The following is a 17,628-nucleotide window of genomic DNA, read 5'->3' as shown; positions in this document are numbered from 1 at the left end:
TCCTCAGGTTAAGCTACAGCTGGCGAAAGCGGCTGCGCAGGGTAAAGGTGTCGGAGGTGACGTAGCGCTCCATTTCCCGCAGGCGCCGCTCGCTGGCCGCCAGCTCGCGATCCGCCTCGGCGAGCAGCTCGCCGCTGGCCGGCACCTTCTCGCCGTACAGCTCGCTTTCCGGCATCGGGTCGAGGGCGAACGTCAGGATAACGTATGCCACCACCACAAAGAAAAAGAGACCAAAAATCATCGCCAGTACGGTTATCAAACGCACCAGCTTCACCGGCACATCAAGGTAGTGCGCGATCCCGGCGCAAACGCCCTTCACCATGCCGCGCTGGGGAATTCGCCACAATTTTTTACTCAAATCGAGTCCGCCCATTATTTGTCTCTCCAGTTTGGATGCTCGGCATCAAGAATGTCTTCCAGCGTCTGAATCCGTTCGCGCATGCGCTTTGCGTCATCGGTCAGCTGCAGCAGGCGCTGCTGTTCATTCTGTGACAGGCTGCCGCTGGCAGAGCGATTGTTGTAGTGCAGCCAGAGCCACACCGGCAAAACGAACAGCACAAATAACGTCAGGGGTATGGCAATAAAAAGCGTACTCATGTGTACTCCTTACAGTGAGTGAGCGGCGGCGCGTTACGGCGCCGCGACGCTTCATCCTTCAGGCCGGCGGCATCGTCTGCCCCGCTCTCCCGCCGGGCAAAGCTCCCGCGCAGCGCGGCCTGAAGGATTTTGCGTATGTCATTAGTTATTTTGATTCATTTTGCTTTTCAACGCCGCCAGCTGTTCGCTGATTTCGTCGTCGGCCTTCAGGTCGGCAAACTGCTGGTCCAGCGATTTTTGCTTACCGAAGCCGTGGCTTTCCGCTTCCGCCTCCATCTGATCGATGCGGCGTTCGAAAGATTCAAAACGCGCCATTGCTTCATCGATTTTACCGCTGTCCAGCTGGCGACGCACATCGCGGGATGAGCTGGCCGCCTGGTGACGCAGGGTCAGGGCCTGCTGACGGGCGCGCGTTTCGCTGAGCTTGTTCTCCAGCTCGCCGATCTCTTTTTTCATCCGCGCCAGGGTTTCATCAACCAGCTGCGCCTCATTTTCCAGGCTGCCGATAAGGTCGGTCAGCTTCTGTTTTTCCATCAGCGCGGCGCGGGCCAGATCGTCTTTATCTTTACGCAGCGCCAGCTCGGCTTTTTCCTGCCATTCGGCCTGCTGCGCGAGCGCCTGCTCAATGCGGCGGCTCAGCTGTTTCTTTTCCGCCAGCGCGCGCGCCGAGGTCGAGCGGACTTCAACCAGCGTATCCTCCATCTCCTGGATCATCAGGCGAACCAGCTTCTGCGGGTCCTCCGCTTTCTCCAGCAGAGAGTTGATGTTGGCGTTCACGATGTCGGCAAAACGAGAAAAAATACCCATAATTTCAATCCTCATAGTTCTGTTATCAGGCATCGGCCTGTGCAGAGAATAATACAAATAGCATGCCAATTTTTTATCTTATTGATTTTAAAAGGCATGGTTGTTATATGCTCAGCGGGTTGCTAAAGTAACCTGGTGAATCACACGACTAAATGGCGAATTTCATCATGGCGGAATACAAGGACAACCTGCTCGGCGAAGCCAACAGCTTTCTTGAGGTGCTGGAGCAGGTCTCACGGCTGGCGCCGCTGGATAAGCCGGTGCTGGTGATTGGCGAACGCGGGACGGGCAAAGAGCTTATCGCCAACCGTCTGCACTTTCTCTCATCCCGCTGGCAGGGGCCGTTTATCTCACTCAACTGCGCCGCGCTGAATGAGAACCTGCTGGACTCCGAGCTATTTGGCCACGAAGCCGGGGCGTTTACCGGCGCCAGCAAGCGCCATCCGGGACGCTTTGAACGCGCCGACGGCGGGACCCTCTTTCTTGATGAGCTGGCAACCGCCCCGATGCTGGTACAGGAAAAGCTGCTGCGGGTGATTGAGTACGGGGAGCTGGAGCGCGTGGGCGGCAGCCAGCCGCTGCAGGTCAACGTGCGGCTGGTGTGCGCCACCAACGCCGATCTGCCGCAGATGGTTGAAAACGGTCATTTTCGCGCCGACCTCCTCGACCGCCTGGCTTTCGACGTGGTGCAGCTGCCGCCGCTGCGCCAAAGGCAAAGCGACATTATGCTGCTGGCAAACCAGTTCGCCATTCAGATGTGCCGCGAGCTGGGGCTCCCGCTGTTCCCGGGCTTTAGCGAGCGGGCGAGCGCGACGCTGTCAGGCTACCGCTGGCCGGGCAATATCCGCGAGCTGAAAAACGTTGTGGAACGCTCGGTTTATCGCCACGGCACCAGCGACAGCGAGCTGGATAACATTATTATTAACCCCTTTCAGCCGCAGCAGCCTCTGCCAGCCGTCGCGGAGCAGACCCCGGACGGCCCCGCGCTGCCGCTGGATCTGCGCGCTTTTCAGCAGGAGCAGGAAAAGAGCCTGCTGCAGTCCAGCCTGCTGCAGGCAAAGTACAATCAGAAGCAGGCGGCAGAGCTGCTTGGGCTCACCTACCACCAGCTGCGGGCGTTACTCAAAAAGCATCAGCTATGAACCGTTCGCGGCAGCATCAGCGCACTCACCGCCGTCGATGCCAGGCACAGCGCCGCGTTGAACCACAGCGCGTACTGCGCGGCGCTGGCCATGCCGAGGGGCAGAAACAGCGCGAAAAGTGACGCCGTCACGGCTATACCCATCGCGCCCCCCAGCGAGCTGCCCATTTTGTAAATACCGGAGGCCACTCCAACTTTGTTCTCCGGCGCATTAACCACCGCGGTGTCCGTCGACGGCGTCGCGTAGCAGCCCAGCCCGAGGCCAAACAGCACGTTGCTAAAAAAGACCGTTACGATGTAGAGCGATTTATCGAGAAAAGTGCAGGAGATAAGCAGGATCCCGACGGCGGTAAAAATGGGTCCGGCGATCATCGGCAGCCGCGCGCCGTAGCGCTGCAGCAGCTTTTCCCCGACGCGAATCATGACCAGCACGGTGACCAGATAGCCCAGCGTCATCATCCCGGTCTCCAGCGGGGTCATATTGTGACCCTTCTGTAGCCAGATGCTGGTAATCATCATGGTGCCGATAGCGCCGTTGAGCATAAAGTTTGACAGCACCGCCGCCCCGTAGGCGCGATTGCGAAACAGCGCAAAATCGATCAGCGCCGCGTCGCCCTTGCGCCGTCCGCTGAGGATAAAATAGCCGCCTGAGAGCAGTGAACCCGCCAGCAGCGCCAGCGACAGCCCGCTGCTCCAGCCCCAGCTATGCCCCTTGCTGATAAACAAATTCAGCAGCACCAGCGAGACAATCAGAGTCAGCAGACCGCTGAGATCCAGCTTCTGCCGCTGCGCGCTTTGGCTGCGGCTTTCCGGCGTTCCGCGGAGCAGCAGCAGAGCCGCCAGCGCCACGACGATGGAAAAGACGAAAATCCAGCGCCAGCCAAGACCGGTAGCAATCGCGCCGCCCACGAATGAACACAGGCCGCTGCCGCCCCACGAGCCAATCACCCAGAAGCTCACCGCCCGCTGGCGCGCCTTCCCTTCATACCAGGTTTTAATCAGCGCCAGGGTGGCCGGCATGATGCAGGCCGCCGATAGCCCCTGCAGCACGCGGCCCGCCAGAAACAGCCCCGGGCCCTGGGCTACAACCAGCAGCCCGCTGCCGACAATGCTCAGCCCCAGTCCCAGATGGGTCATGCGCATCCGGCCAAATTTATCCGCCAGCCCGCCGCTGGCCACCACAAAACAGCCGCTGAACAGGGCGCTGAGGCTGACCGCCAGGGTCAGGGTTTCAAGGGAAATATCGAGGCTGCTTTTCATCGCCGGAACGACGTTAATCACCGACTGGGCAAACAGCCAGAACGTCAGCACGCTGAGAACGATACCCGCCAGCAGGCGATCGGTACCGACGAACGACGTTGCGTTCAAAGATACGGAACTCATAATAGGGATCTCCCGTCGCAGGTGATTAACGCAGATACTCTTCCGTCAGGCCGCACCACAGCGCCGCGCCCGGGAGAAGGATCTCGTCGTTGAAGTCGTAGCCAGGGTTATGCACCATGCAGCGTTCCGCTTCATCCCCGGCGCCGATGGTGAAGTAGCAGCCGTGCGGATTGTGTTCGAGCATAAAAGCGAAATCTTCGCTGCCCATAAACGGCTTCACTTCCCCGACCAGCCCGGCGCCGAACAGCGACGTCGCCACCGCCCGAACTCTCTCGTTGGCGGCAGGATCGTTTCTGAGCACCGGGCTGCCGTTGACGTGGGTCAGCGTGGCGGTGGCATTGAAGCTTTCCGCCTGCGCGACGGCAATATCGTGGATCCGCTGCAGCACGGTTTCACGCACCTCTTCATTCAGCGTGCGCACCGTCAGCTTCATCAGCACTCTGTCGTTGATAATATTCGGCGCATGCCCGGCCTGAATACTGCCGACGGTCACCACCGCCGGTTCAAACGGCGTGATATTGCGCGACACGATAGACTGCAGCGCCAGCGTGATGTGACAGGCCACCAGGGTTGCATCGACGGTATGCTCCGGCACCGCGCCGTGGCCGCCAACGCCTTTTACCTCGATATGCAGCGTGTCCGAAGAGGCCATCATCGCGCCGTCGCGCAGGCCGATTTTCCCCAGCGCTTGCCCCGGCATGTTGTGCAGGCCAAAAATGGTGTCGCAGGGAAATTTAGCGAACAGCCCGTCCTCAACCATCACCCGACCGCCGTACAGCAGCTCCTCCGCCGGCTGGAAAATCAGATGCAGCGTGCCGTTGAACCGACGGGTGCGCGCCAGATACTCGGCGGCGTAGAGTAAGGTCGTGGTATGTCCGTCATGCCCGCAGCCATGAAAGCGGCCGTCGACCTGGCTGGCCCACGCTTTCCCGCTCGCCTCCTGCATCGGCAGCGCGTCCATATCCGCGCGCAGGCCAAGGCGACGCTCGCCGCTGCCGACTTTTAACGTACCCACCACGCCGGTACCCGCCAGGCCGCGGTGCACGTCATAACCCCACTGGCCAAGCAGGCGGGCGACCTCATCGCTGGTTTTATGCTCTGCAAAACCAATTTCCGGCTGCTGGTGAAAGCGGCGACGCAGGGCAATAAACTGCGCTTCATTAACCTGTAATGCTTCAATAAGCGGATGTGTCATTTTTATTATTCCTGTTGTTGTGTTTGCGCGACACTTTCGAGTTTATGCTGCCAGACCGGCTTTAATACGCCGTTTTTTGTTTTATATTGACGGAATATTGAGAAGTGTTTTTCATACAAATCGGTTATGACAAAAAATAACACGCTATTTTTTGTCCTTGCCAGGAGATGACGGTGGAACATCATTCAGGCGACTTTAGCGTCGCGGTTCGCGATATTCGTCAGTTCAGTCAGCCGGAAGGCGACGCGCTGACGCTGCTGTGGGCATTACAAGGGCACGTCACCCTGCATGACGGCGATGGGGATCATCTGCTGGATGCCGATCGGCTGAAAATAGTGAACCGCAACCGCCCCTGGCATCTGAGCAGCCGCGTTCCCAACGCGGTGATGATTCTGACGCTCTCCGGTAGCTGGCTGACGCGTCTCGACGGTGATTTCTTCTCCTTCGACTATCAAACTTCGCTCGATACCCGCGATGCCGACGATAGCCTGCGCCGCCTGATGCGTCAGCTGCTGGTGATTGAGCTGGTTAATCACCAGCCCCGCTATCGCCTCGAGGCCAACCGCTGGCTGAGCGAAATCGTCCTGCTGCTGGCCACCCGTTTTACGCAGCCGATCGCCGCCGGCGCGAGGCGCGGAGCGGAAAACTGGAGCCGGCGAATTGCCCGGGTCGTAGCCCGCATAGAGGCCAGCTACCGGCACCGGCTATCGCTGCACGAAGTCGCCGCCGCCGAGTTTGTCTCCGAGGCCTGGCTGTCGCGTCTGTTTCACAAAGAAGTCGGCATGAGCTTTGTGCAGTACATCACCGCGCTGCGCCTGAACAAAGCGGCTGAGCAGCTAATCAGCACCCGTAAAACGGTGCAGCAGGTCGCTCAGGATCACGGTTTTGCCAGCACCCGCATGATGAGCGATCTGTTTAAACGCCAGCACGGTTTGACGCCGCGACAGTATCGCCAGCAGCACCCGCAGCCGATGGCGGAGGCCGCGCGCCCGCGCGCCGGGACCGTGGCCGGCGACGACTGGCAGCCGGTTGCCGTCGAGCGGCTCTACGCCCGGCTAAATGAGCCGGAGATAAAAGGCTGGGACAGCCCGCCGCTGCTGCTCAATCCCCAGCAGACGCGCCAGATTGATATCCGCCAGTTTCCCAACCGCGCTGCGCCGCTGCGCCATACCCGAATGGTCGTCACCGTTCGCGAACTCGACGATTTACTGCGCGAAGACGTGCGCCGGGAGCTCGAACGGCTGCACAGCAGCCTGCCGATTTACGCCATCGATATTAACGATCCCTTTCTCAGCAGCCGGCTGTTCGGCACCGGCTGGGACGACCCGCAGATGGCGGGCTACGCCTGCTGGTATAACCTGCAGCGCATTTTTAGCTGGCTGGCAAAAATGGGCTGGGGGGCGATTTTGCATACCGGGCTGACCACCCGCTGCGACCTGCTCCAGCGTTTCTTACGCCTCGCCGCTAACCATTTTCCCCCCGCCACGCTCGCCAGCTGGCGCTTTGTCTGGCACTGGTCGGCCCAGGCCAGCGCAGAGGCGCGCCTGCACGCCTGGCGTCAGCAGCGTGAAACGCTGCAGGCTTTACTGCCGCAGGCGCAGCTGGGAGTCTGGCACCGTTTTAACGAAGAGGCGATTAACGACGATCCTTTTCTGCGCTCGCCGATCCTTGCCGAAGCCGATTTTCTCGCCTGCCAGGCCGACGCCAACGAGCTGCTGGATCTGGCCCAGCTGGATAGCAGCAGGCTGGCCTCCAGCGAAAGCTATCCGGTGCATAAGCTGCGGCAGATCCAGGGCGCCCTGCGCCAGCATCAGCTCACGCTTCCCATCTGGCTGCTGTCGTGGAACACGCTAACCGGCAACACCCGAGACACCAACGGCCGGTTCTTTCGCGGCGCGCTGCTGATGGATAACCTGCTGGGGCTGGCCGATCGGGTGTGGCTGGCGGGATTCTGGCTGAACTCGGGCCTGCAGGGCGAGGCGCGCGCTAACGGCAGGCTGGATACCTCCAGCCTGGCCCTGCATTACCTTCACGGTCTGCCGCGTCCGGTGTACTGGGTTCTGTGGCTATGGCGGCGCCTGCGCGGCGAAGTGCTGATCGCGGATAAAAACCTGCTGCTGCTGCGCCATAACGGGCACTATCAGCTGCTGTTGCGTAATACGGTGGTGTTCAATCCCTGGCTTTCCAGCGAAGAGACCTTTACCCAGCGCTTCAGCCAGCCCTACAGCATTCAGCTGCTTGGCCTGGCCGGACGCTGGCGGATAAAGCAGCATCTGTTCGATCAGCATCACGGGGCGCTGTTTCCGCTTTTTGAGGCGTTTCGCAGCCACAGCGGGCCGGATGACGAAGACTTCGGCTGGCTGATGCACCACGCGCGCCCGGCGCTGAGCGTCGCCGAGGAGAGCCCGCAATCGGGCTGGCATCGCGTTGATTCTCTGCAAAGCAATGCGCTGGTGCTGTACGAGCTATCTCCGCTGCGTGAATAGCCTATCGGGTTTCTGCCTGCAGCCTCTGCTCCTTGATCCGGGCGTCGATTTTAATCCGGCTCTCTTCGCTGGCCGGGTTGAAAACCATCATGTTCAGATCCGCGCGCCCTTCGACGCTAAAGGTAGAGAACTCCAGCTCAATCATCCCTATCTGCGGGTGGTGCATGCGCTTAAATCCTTCACCGTGCCCGGCGACATCATTACTCCGCCAGTAGGCGTCAAACTCCGGGCTTTGGCGGGAAAGCTCGGCAATCAGCCGATCGGTGTCCGGCGAGGCGCCGACCCGCGCGACGTCGGCGCGAAAGGCGCTGACGATAAGTCGGGCGACGGCGTGCCACTCCTCCAGCGCGCCGCGGGCCTGAGGATTGGTAAACAGCCGGCGCAGAATATTACGCTCGGCCAGCGGCAGCTGCCCGTAGTCGGTCAGGATGCAGGCCGCGGCGTGGTTCCACGCAATGACGTCCCAGGTCGCCGTTTTGATGATGGCCGGAACGTGGAGTACATCGAGCACGCGCTGTAGGCGCGGCGTAATATCGTCGCTGACGATCAACCGGGACTCCGGCAAATGCCCGAATGCCAGAATAAACAGGTGATCGCGCTCCGGCGTCGTCAGCCTTAGCCCGCCGGCAATGCGGCTCAGCACTTCCCGGGACGGCGCGCCTCCGCGCCCCTGCTCCAGCCAGGTGTACCAGGTCGGGCTAATACTGGCGAGCTGGGCGACCTCTTCCCGCCGCAGTCCGGGCGTACGTCGCCGACCGGCCGGAAAGCCGAACGCGGTCGGATCAAGGCGTAAACGTCGCGCCCGCAAAAATTCGCCCAGTGCCTGGGTTGAGGTGTCGGTCATAGTTAGCCTGTTAGTATTTATACCCTGATAATGTCCCTACTTTTATAGTATCCCGTTAAGACTACCATAGCCTGGATACTCATTCTGGAGGTAGATCATGCGAATTTTTCTCACCGGCGCGACCGGTTTTATCGGCTCGCGTATTCTCACGGAACTACAGGCGGCCGGACATCAGGTCATCGGCCTCGCGCGCTCTGACGCCAGCGCCGCCGCGCTGAAGGCCGCCGGCGCTGACGTCCAGTACGGCACGCTGGACGATCCCGAAACGCTGCTGGCGGCGGTTAGCGCTGCCGATGCGGTGATCCACACCGCCTTTGATCATGATTTCAGCCGCTTTGTCGCCAACTGCGAAAAAGACCGCCGCGTCATTCTCGCCATCGGCAACGCGCTGGCGGGCCGTCACTGTCCATTGATTATCACTTCAGGCACCGCTATGGGCGATGGCGACGACGGGCAGCCGGCGAGCGAGGCGAACTTCAATCCCGGACACCCAAACCCGCGCGTGGCCTCAGAGATCGCCGGAAACCAGCTGCTGGAAGCCGGCGTGGACGTGCGGGTAGTGCGCCTGCCGCAGGTCCATGACACTACCCGCCAGGGGCTGCTGACGTACTACATTCAGCTTGCCGCCGAAAAAGGAGTCGCAGCGATCGTCGGCGACGGAAATAACTGCTGGTCGGCGGCGCATCTTAACGATGTGGCCCGGCTGTATCTGCGGGTGCTGGAGCAAGGTGAAAAAGGCCGGCGCTATCATGCCGTTGATGAGGAGGCGGTGGCTTCAAGGCTGATTGCCGAAGTGGTGGCGGAAAAGCTGGGCATTCCGCTTAAATCGTTAGCCGCCGAACAATCTGCGGCGCATTTCGGCTGGTTTTCCGCTTTTGCCAATATGGATTTACGCGCCACTTCCGCCCTTACCCGCCAGCAGCTCGACTGGCATCCGCAGGGCCCAACGCTGCTTGACGATCTGCATAATATGGATTACCGCCGCGTGACAACGTCACGATAAGCGCTATCGCCTTCCCGCTTTACCGCATGCCGGCGGCCCTTCCCGGCCGCCGGCATGCTCGCAGTTCCAAAGCGCGAGCGAAATCGGTTAACGATTTGTAACTGGTAAGATGTTCTAATGTGAACTATCATCTGCGCCATCATCTTTCAATGGACTGAAAACGCACATGATTCCGGTTAACATTCATACCCTTAGTCGCTATGCGGCGCATGTCAGCTTGACCCATACGATGAAAAGCCATCGCTCGCCTGCGCTCTCCGTGATGATGATCTTCTCGGATCTGTGTATTCGCTCAACCCGCGACGCTTATCACCAGCAGGGCTGGAAAATTACCGAGAAACGAAGCGGGCTGGTGCTGCGCACCTTCGTCGCCATTCATCACGACGGCGCCGAGTTAGAAATCACCCCTGGAGAGTATATCGGACGCTATAATCGGCTGCTGCCGCTGGACTGACCCGACCTTTTTTACCGCCTTCTGACCTCACGCCCTTCGGCGGCGATCGGCTAAAAAAAATACAAATAAAAAAGACGATTGTCGTATGTTTGTAAGGTTTAGGGTGTATAACAGGGCTCGGACGCCACCAAAGCTAAGACGAGGTGCAGTTGTGGGAATAATTAAAGCCAGCAGTTTAGAACAAGCAGAACAGCTTCTAAAGTCCGGTGAACCCATTAAAATCGAGCTCGATTTTGAGCTCGACTCTGATGCGTTTTTTAACTTTGCTATGGAGTACTGCACAAACGGAACCAAACTGACCCGAAACAACGATCGTTTCGTGGTTTCACGTAAGAAAGTCGTTTCCTGAATGAGCCAACCTGCGCCATTTTTAGCACCTGCCTGGCGCAGTCTGCGAGTTCCTGTAAAGAGATTAAGCGTTAGCCAAAAAATTGATGGCTAACGCATTTTCGCCGCCAACAGCGTAATAAGGTAAACACGGGACTTCATAGAGGGTTAAACCGTGAAAAAGTTACTGATATGTTGCTTGTTTGGCGAAACGGCGGGTATTTTAGCGAAAAGAATGCAAAAAATAGCCGATACGCAGAATCTGGATCTGTTAATTAGCGCCGTGGGTATTGAGAATTACCCTAGCGTAGCCCCCGCATATGACTGCGTGCTGGTCGCTCCTCACATTCAATACAAAATAAAAGAATTCACCAACGCGCTGAACCATCATCAGGAAATTGCCGTTATTGAGAGCTTACCTTATGCATCTTTTGATGGTGAAAAGGTCCTGAAGTTTGCCATCGCCCATATGCCGCAATCACTTTTCTAATATCGCCGTAGCTTTGTATACGCGACGCCGTGCGGATTGACAGTGGATATGCGATCCGCACCGATTTAGCGTCACGCCCGTCGGCGGTGCGATCGGCATAGCCCCTGCGCTTTCTTTCCCTGCTCCCCGGCCTTATCTATGCAAACATGCTCTCCTGCGGCGGATCGCCACTGCCGCCCTGCCAGCTGCCCCTAATAAAAAGGGAGGTGTCTTTCACGTCCACGGGCAATTATACTCATAGCGCCTGCAGCATATTTCAGGGAACCTGGCACAACATCGCACGGTGGAAAAATGAGCATAAAAGAAAAGAAGATCGCCATTCTGTGCATTGTCTCCTGTTTATTTATTGGCTATCTCAGCGCAAAACTGGCGCTTTACACCTTTGATAAAAATAAAACCGAACAATATTCTAAAAATATATTATCAAGAAGCATTTTAGTCATTAAACAAATCGACGAAATTTATGCTGATAAGGATCGAATATCGCAAAGCCCACCCTGTTCTGCAGATTATTTAAGCAGCATCAGGGCGCTTTTATGGTCTAAATCGCTGCTGAAAGATATTGCGTACATCGACGGTAAAAGCATGCGCTGTTCCGCGCTGTGGGGAACCTTTTCGCCGGCAGAAAATATTGCCGACACCCCCGCCGAAATTAGCTATGGCGGCGGAACATGGTATCTCGATAAAGCGATAAACCAGCAATTCAAAGCCAGCATTTATGCCAAAGGCAACCTCGCCATCACCGTTTCGCCGTTCATTTTCAATCGCTTCACCTCCGACCCGGAAAACAAAAGCATCAGCGCCATCGTGGGCAACTACGATCACAGCCAGCACATCTTCTTTATCGGCAATGAGACCGCGGCGGTGCATGACACGGAGCACGGTAGCGGCCATTATAAAAAATACTCCTTATCTAAACTTTGCAGCAAGGAGTACGATCTTTGCGTGGTTTCCGGCATGTCCCCACACGGCATTAAAGATATCCCGTGGGCAATAAAGGCCGCCGTACTGCTGCTATCGACGTTGATTGGCGTACTGCTCTCTATCAGCATTAACCTCTACATCCGCAAAAAAAGCTCGCTCCTCACCAGACTCCAGTTCGCGCTGCGCAACGAGCGGTTCAGCATCGAGTATCAACCGATAGTCTCGCTGGATCGCGGAGAGACGGTGGGCGTGGAAGCGTTAATACGCTGGAAAGATAATGAGCTGGGTATTATTCCCCCGGATGTATTTATTCCCTTAGCGGAGAAACGAGGCGTTATTAACCAAATCAGCAGCTATGTTGTCAAACAGTCAATTAGCGAACTGCATGACATTATCAATAACCACAAAATCTACCTGAGTATTAACGTCAATTCCTCCGACCTGTTCTCTAAATCCTTTAAAGACCATCTCGATATCGTTAGCCAAAAGTTTAATATTCCTGCGCAGCTGATCGCTTTGGAGTTAACCGAGAGGCAGACGGCAAACCTTGCCAGCTTACGGGAGAAAATTGCCCACTTCCGCGCCGCGGGTTATCAGATTGCGCTTGATGACTTTGGTACCGGTTATTCCAATCTCGACTGGTTATCAAAACTGGAGGTGGATAAAATAAAAGTCGATCGCACCATTACGGAGTCGATTGGTACTGACTCTATTAATTCCGTCTTGCTCAATAACATCATCACGCTGCTTAGCAATATGCACAATCAGGTTATCTTCGAAGGCGTAGAGAAAGAACATCAGAAACGCTTTCTTCAACGGCGGATACCGCAGGCCTACGTTCAGGGGTGGTATTACGCCAAACCCATGAGCGCCGGCGAACTGAAGAGATATTTATCCACCGCCAGCAATCCGCAGGCGCCCGATCCGGCGCAATAAAATCCCGTTCGCGGTCGGCCCATCAAAACCCTAAGTCGTTGCTAACTGGAGAAGTTAGCAAGAAAAAGATACCATGTCTCACCAGACAAGGCTGCGCCCGGCGCACCCTGAACTTAAGCGCCTTATATTTTTCGGCATTTGCCGTTGGCGTAACCAGAGCGGATGACCCGCCATGCTTCGCATGAAAATTTAAAGAACCTGAATGTGTCCAAAAATACGCCAGCACTCTGCGTTTTGACCCGTAGCTGGCCCGCAACAGAGCAAAAGATGAAACCGACCGCCTTATCTGGCCAGGCGCACATCCGCCCGCCGGGCTCTTTACTGCTGATGCTGAACCCTTTTTTATCGTCGTCCTGCCCCGGAATGAGAATGCCAGGGTGGTTTCCGGGATATACTCAAGGTGAAACCCGGCGCGGTCAGGATCGGGCCAGAGCGTTGAGCGGTTCACCGCCAGGCACAGCGGCTAACGACGTCTCAGGACGATAAAGGTGATGAGAAATGTCATTGAATATTAATAAGACAGAGCGTTGCTCTGAAATCATAAAACCACTATGCGCCTGAAACTATGCTCTCTACTGGCAGCCGTATCTATGCTGTGTGGGCAGGCCATTGCCGCCCCCGCGCTGCCTGATCACGCCGATATTCGCGATAGCGGCTTTGTCTACTGCGTTAGCGGCCAGGTTAATACCTTTAACCCGCAGAAAGTCAGCAGCGGCCTGATTGTCGATACGCTGGCAGCCCAGCTCTACGATCGTCTGCTCGATGTTGACCCCTATACCTACCGTCTGGTGCCTGAGCTGGCCGAAAGCTGGGAGGTGCTGGACAACGGCGCCACCTACCGCTTCCATCTGCGCAGCCACGTGCCTTTCCAGACGACGTCCTGGTTTAAGCCCGGTCGCGCCTTTAACGCCGATGATGTCATTTTCACCTTCAGCCGTATTTTTAATCGCGACCACCCGTGGCATAACGTCAACGGCAGCAGCTTCCCCTATTTCGACAGCCTGCAGTTCGCCGACAGCGTGGAGAGCTTACGCAAGCTCGATAACCAAACCGTCGAATTCCGCCTGAAACGCCCGGACGCCTCGTTCCTCTGGCACCTGGCAACCCACTATGCATCCGTGATGTCCGCAGAGTATGCCGCCCAGCTAACCAAAAGCGATCGTCAGGAGCAGCTCGACCGCCAGCCGGTTGGCACCGGGCCATTCCAGCTGGAAGAGTATCGCGCGGGCCAGTACGTTCGCCTGCAGCGTCACCCCGGCTACTGGCGCGGCAAACCGCTGATGCCGCAGGTGGTAGTCGATCTGGGTTCCGGCGGCACCGGCCGCCTGTCGAAGCTGCTGACCGGCGAGTGCGACGTGCTGGCCTGGCCCGCCGCCAGCCAGCTGACTATTCTGCGCGACGACCCTCGCCTGCGCCTGACCCTGCGTCCGGGGATGAATATCGCCTGGCTGGCGTTCAATACCGCCAAGCCGCCGCTGGATAATCCGCAGGTTCGCCACGCCCTGGCGCTGGCAATCAATAACCAGCGTCTGATGCAATCTATCTATTACGGCACTGCGGAAACCGCCGCGTCGATGCTGCCCCGCGCCTCCTGGGCCTACGATAACGAAGCGAAGATAACCGAGTACAACCCGACCGCCGCCCGCGCCCAGCTAAAAGCGCTGGGGCTGGAAAATCTCACGCTTCGGCTGTGGGTTCCCACCAGCTCGCAGGCCTGGAACCCCAGCCCGCTGAAAACCGCCGAGCTGATTCAGGCCGATATGGCGCAGATCGGCGTGAAGGTGATCATTGTTCCGGTTGAGGGCCGTTTTCAGGAGGCGAGGCTGATGGATATGAACCACGATCTGACCCTTTCCGGCTGGGCAACGGACAGTAACGATCCGGACAGTTTTTTCCGTCCTCTGCTGAGCTGCGCGGCCATTGCCTCGCAGACCAACTTCGCCCACTGGTGCAACCGTGAGTTCGACGAGGTGCTGCAAAAGGCGTTAACCTCCCAGCAGCTGGCTTCGCGTATTGAAGCCTATAAAGAGGCGCAGCATATTCTCGCCCGCGAACTGCCGGTGCTGCCGCTAGCCTCGTCGCTGCGTTTACAGGCCTACCGCTATGATATGAAAGGTTTGATCCTGAGCCCGTTCGGTAACGCGTCCTTTGCCGGCGTCTCGCGGGAGAAAAAAGACGACGTGAAAAAAGATGAGGTGAAAAAACCATGATCATTTTTACCCTGCGACGCCTGCTGTTACTGCTGGTCACGCTCTTTTTTCTGACCTTCGTCGGCTTCAGCCTGAGCTACTTTACGCCGCACGCTCCGCTACAGGGCGCGTCGCTGTGGAACGCCTGGCGGTTCTGGTTCACCGGGCTGCTGCACTGGGATTTCGGGGTCTCCAGCATCAACGGCCAGCTGATTTCACAGCAGCTCAAAGAGGTCTTTCCGGCCACCATGGAGCTGTGCATTCTCGCCTTTGGCTTTGCGCTGCTGGTGGGTATCCCCGTCGGTATGCTTGCCGGCATTATGCGTAACAAATGGCCCGACACCCTGATTAGCGCCCTGGCGCTGCTCGGCTTTTCGATTCCGGTTTTCTGGCTGGCGCTGCTGCTGACGCTGTTCTTCTCCCTGACGCTGGGCTGGTTCCCGGTATCCGGGCGTTTCGATCTGCTCTACGAGGTCAAAACGGTGACCGGTTTTGCGCTCATCGACGCGTGGCTTTCCGATTCGCCGTGGCGTCATGAAATGATCGTCAGCGCCGTACGCCATATGGTGCTGCCGGTTCTGACCCTCGCCGTTGCGCCAACCACCGAAGTGATTCGCCTGATGCGCATCAGCACCAGCGAAGTGTATGACACTAACTACGTCAAGGCCGCCGCCACCCGCGGGGTTTCGCGGCGGACGATTTTACATCGCCACGTGCTGCATAACGCCCTGCCGCCGGTTATTCCGCGCCTGGGGCTGCAGTTTGCCACCATGCTGACGCTGGCGATGATCACCGAAATGGTGTTCAGCTGGCCGGGGCTGGGCCGCTGGCTGATCAACGCCATTCGTCAGCAGGATTACGCCGCCATTTCGGCGGGCGTGATGGTCATCGGCGCGCTGGTCATTACCGTGAACGTGCTATCCGATATTCTGGGAGCCATGGCTAACCCTCTGAAACATAAGGAATGGTATGCCCTACGATAGCGTTTACCTGGAGAAACGCCCCCCGGGGGCGCTGCGCACCGTCTGGCGCAAATTCTACGGCGACACCAGCGCCATGATCGGCCTGTACGGCTGCGGCGGGCTGCTGCTGCTGTGCATCTTCGGCAGCTGGTTTGCCCCTTACGGCATCGATCAGCAGTTCCTCGGCTATCAGCTGCTGCCGCCCTCATGGTCGCGCTACGGCGAGGTTTCGTTCTTTCTCGGCACCGACGATCTTGGCCGCGACGTCCTGAGCCGTCTGCTTAGCGGCGCGGCGCCCACCGTAGGCGGCGCGTTCGTCGTCACCTTCGGCGCCTCGTTGTTTGGCCTGGTGCTCGGCGTGATTGCCGGGTCAACCCACGGCCTGCTGTCGGCGATGCTGAACCATGTTCTCGATACCCTGCTGTCAATTCCCTCGCTGCTGCTGGCCATTATCGTCGTCGCCTTTGCCGGACCGCATCTGAGCCACGCCATGTTCGCCGTCTGGCTGGCGCTGCTGCCGCGCATCGTGCGTTCGGTCTATAGCATGGTGCATGACGAGCTGGAAAAAGAGTACGTCATTGCCGCCCGGCTCGACGGAGCCTCAACGCTGAATATTCTCTGGTTCGCGGTCCTGCCCAATATCGCCTCCGGACTGGTGACCGAGATTACCCGCGCGCTGTCGATGGCGATTCTTGATATTGCCGCGCTGGGCTTTCTCGACCTCGGCGCGCAGCTTCCCTCTCCGGAATGGGGCGCGATGCTCGGCGACGCGCTGGAATTGATCTACGTGGCTCCGTGGACGGTGATGCTGCCGGGCGCAGCCATTATGATTAGCGTCCTGCTGGTCAACCTGCTGGGCGACGGTATCCGCCGCGCAATTATCGCCGGGGTGGAATAATGCCGTTACTCGATATTCGCAATTTAACCATCGAATTCAAAACCAACGAGGGCTGGGTCAAAGCCGTCGACCGCGTCAGCCTGACCCTGAACGAAGGAGAAATTCGCGGCCTGGTAGGCGAATCAGGCTCCGGTAAGAGCCTGATTGCCAAGGCGATATGCGGCGTAACCAAAGACAACTGGCGGGTCACCGCCGACCGCATGCGCTTCGATGATATCGACCTGCTGCGGCTCTCCGGCCGCGAGCGTCGCAAGCTGATTGGCCACAACGTGTCGATGATTTTTCAGGAGCCGCAGTCCTGTCTCGACCCTTCGGAACGTGTCGGCCAGCAGTTGATGCAGAACATTCCCGGCTGGACCTTTAAAGGCCGCTGGTGGCAGCGTCTGGGCTGGCGTAAACGTCGGGCGATAGAGCTGCTGCATCGCGTGGGGATTAAGGATCATAAGGACACGATGCGCAGTTTCCCCTACGAATTAACCGACGGGGAGTGTCAGAAGGTGATGATCGCCATCGCCCTTGCCAACCAGCCGCGTCTGCTGATCGCCGATGAGCCGACTAACGCGATGGAACCCACCACCCAGGCGCAAATCATCCGCCTGCTGACGCGACTGAATCAGAACAACAGCACCACTATTTTGCTGATCAGCCACGATCTGCAGATGCTGAGCAAATGGGCGAACAGAATCAACGTCATGTACTGCGGGCAGACCGTGGAATCCGCGCCGAGCGAAGAGCTGGTAACCACGCCTCATCACCCCTACACCCAGGCGTTAATCCGCGCGATCCCTGATTTTGGCAGCGCGCTGCCGCACAAAAGCCGCCTGAATACCATGCCGGGGGCCATTCCGCTGCTGGAGCAGCTGCCGATCGGCTGCCGCCTCGGGCCGCGCTGTCCGTACGCCCAGCGCAAATGCATCGAAGCCCCGCGGCTGACCGGCGCGCGGGCGCATCTGTACGCCTGTCATTTCCCGCTGAACATGGAGAAAGAGTGA

Annotated in this window: 16 protein-coding genes; 10 read left to right on the top strand and 6 right to left on the bottom strand. The window is 58.1% G+C overall.

Annotation, left to right across the window (positions count from 1 at the left end; all coding sequences use genetic code 11):
* Positions 1–13 precede the first annotated feature (13 nt).
* The 3 genes from pspC to pspA all read right to left on the bottom strand — a co-directional run bounded on the left by pspC (position 14) and on the right by pspA (position 1,404).
* Positions 14–373: an envelope stress response membrane protein PspC gene (gene pspC, locus GO007_RS06685; RefSeq protein ID WP_095097137.1), complete on the bottom strand. Its 360-nt coding sequence runs from the start codon at positions 371–373 to the stop codon at positions 14–16.
* Positions 373–597 carry an envelope stress response membrane protein PspB gene (pspB, locus tag GO007_RS06680; RefSeq protein ID WP_041145218.1) on the bottom strand — a complete coding sequence of 75 codons (225 nt, stop codon included), beginning with the start codon at positions 595–597 and terminating at the stop codon, positions 373–375. Before pspB ends, pspC begins: the two co-directional genes overlap by 1 nt.
* Before the next feature lie 141 nt (positions 598–738).
* Positions 739–1,404, bottom strand: coding sequence for a phage shock protein PspA (pspA, locus tag GO007_RS06675; RefSeq protein ID WP_041147594.1), 666 nt, complete (start codon positions 1,402–1,404; stop codon positions 739–741).
* A 152-nt stretch (positions 1,405–1,556) separates the two neighbouring features.
* Between pspA and pspF the strand changes: the two genes are divergently transcribed.
* On the top strand, positions 1,557–2,546 hold the full coding sequence (gene pspF / locus GO007_RS06670) for a phage shock protein operon transcriptional activator (protein WP_189339826.1): 990 nt from the start codon (positions 1,557–1,559) through the stop codon (positions 2,544–2,546).
* Here the strand turns inward: pspF and GO007_RS06665 are convergent.
* Entirely contained in the window at positions 2,537–3,928 is a 1,392-nt protein-coding gene (locus GO007_RS06665) for an MFS transporter (protein WP_095097134.1), read from the bottom strand. The genes pspF and GO007_RS06665 overlap by 10 nt on opposite strands.
* Positions 3,929–3,953: 25 nt before the next feature.
* Positions 3,954–5,123 (bottom strand): M20 aminoacylase family protein, encoded by a 1,170-nt coding sequence (locus tag GO007_RS06660; RefSeq protein WP_095097130.1) that lies wholly within the window; start codon positions 5,121–5,123, stop codon positions 3,954–3,956.
* 173 nt (positions 5,124–5,296) lie between these two features.
* Between GO007_RS06660 and GO007_RS06655 the strand changes: the two genes are divergently transcribed.
* On the top strand, positions 5,297–7,609 hold the full coding sequence (locus GO007_RS06655; RefSeq protein WP_095098117.1) for a helix-turn-helix domain-containing protein: 2,313 nt from the start codon (positions 5,297–5,299) through the stop codon (positions 7,607–7,609).
* A 1-nt stretch (position 7,610) separates the two neighbouring features.
* Here the strand turns inward: GO007_RS06655 and GO007_RS06650 are convergent, their stop codons facing one another.
* On the bottom strand, positions 7,611–8,453 hold the full coding sequence (locus GO007_RS06650) for a helix-turn-helix transcriptional regulator (protein WP_095097127.1): 843 nt from the start codon (positions 8,451–8,453) through the stop codon (positions 7,611–7,613).
* A gap of 97 nt (positions 8,454–8,550) precedes the next feature.
* Here GO007_RS06650 and GO007_RS06645 point away from each other — a divergent pair, with 97 nt between their 5' ends.
* The 8 genes from GO007_RS06645 (at position 8,551) to sapD (ending at position 17,628) form a co-directional block, all read left to right on the top strand.
* Positions 8,551–9,456 (top strand): SDR family oxidoreductase, encoded by a 906-nt coding sequence (locus tag GO007_RS06645; RefSeq protein ID WP_095097125.1) that lies wholly within the window; start codon positions 8,551–8,553, stop codon positions 9,454–9,456.
* A 166-nt stretch (positions 9,457–9,622) separates the two neighbouring features.
* Entirely contained in the window at positions 9,623–9,910 is a 288-nt protein-coding gene (locus tag GO007_RS06640; protein WP_095097122.1) for a hypothetical protein, read from the top strand.
* A 502-nt stretch (positions 9,911–10,412) separates the two neighbouring features.
* Entirely contained in the window at positions 10,413–10,727 is a 315-nt protein-coding gene (locus GO007_RS06635; RefSeq protein ID WP_095097116.1) for a PTS sugar transporter subunit IIB, read from the top strand.
* Between the two features lie 291 nt (positions 10,728–11,018).
* Positions 11,019–12,587, top strand: coding sequence for an EAL domain-containing protein (locus GO007_RS06630; protein ID WP_095097113.1), 1,569 nt, complete (start codon positions 11,019–11,021; stop codon positions 12,585–12,587).
* A gap of 551 nt (positions 12,588–13,138) precedes the next feature.
* Positions 13,139–14,797 carry an ABC transporter substrate-binding protein SapA gene (gene sapA, locus GO007_RS06625; protein WP_095097110.1) on the top strand — a complete coding sequence of 553 codons (1,659 nt, stop codon included), beginning with the start codon at positions 13,139–13,141 and terminating at the stop codon, positions 14,795–14,797.
* Positions 14,794–15,759, top strand: coding sequence for a putrescine export ABC transporter permease SapB (gene sapB, locus GO007_RS06620; protein WP_095097107.1), 966 nt, complete (start codon positions 14,794–14,796; stop codon positions 15,757–15,759). Before sapA ends, sapB begins: the two co-directional genes overlap by 4 nt.
* Positions 15,746–16,636, top strand: coding sequence for a putrescine export ABC transporter permease SapC (gene sapC, locus GO007_RS06615; RefSeq protein WP_095097104.1), 891 nt, complete (start codon positions 15,746–15,748; stop codon positions 16,634–16,636). The genes sapB and sapC overlap by 14 nt, the downstream gene beginning before the upstream one ends.
* Positions 16,636–17,628, top strand: a complete 993-nt coding sequence (gene sapD / locus GO007_RS06610; protein WP_095097101.1) for a putrescine export ABC transporter ATP-binding protein SapD — start codon at positions 16,636–16,638, stop codon at positions 17,626–17,628. The genes sapC and sapD overlap by 1 nt, the downstream gene beginning before the upstream one ends.

It is taken from the genome of Klebsiella sp. 10-1 (assembly GCF_009758445.1).
GTDB classification, from domain to species: Bacteria; Pseudomonadota; Gammaproteobacteria; order Enterobacterales; family Enterobacteriaceae; genus Klebsiella; species Klebsiella scottii.
Note: the sequence above shows the minus strand (reverse complement) of the source record. Positions and strands in the feature narration are given on the sequence as shown.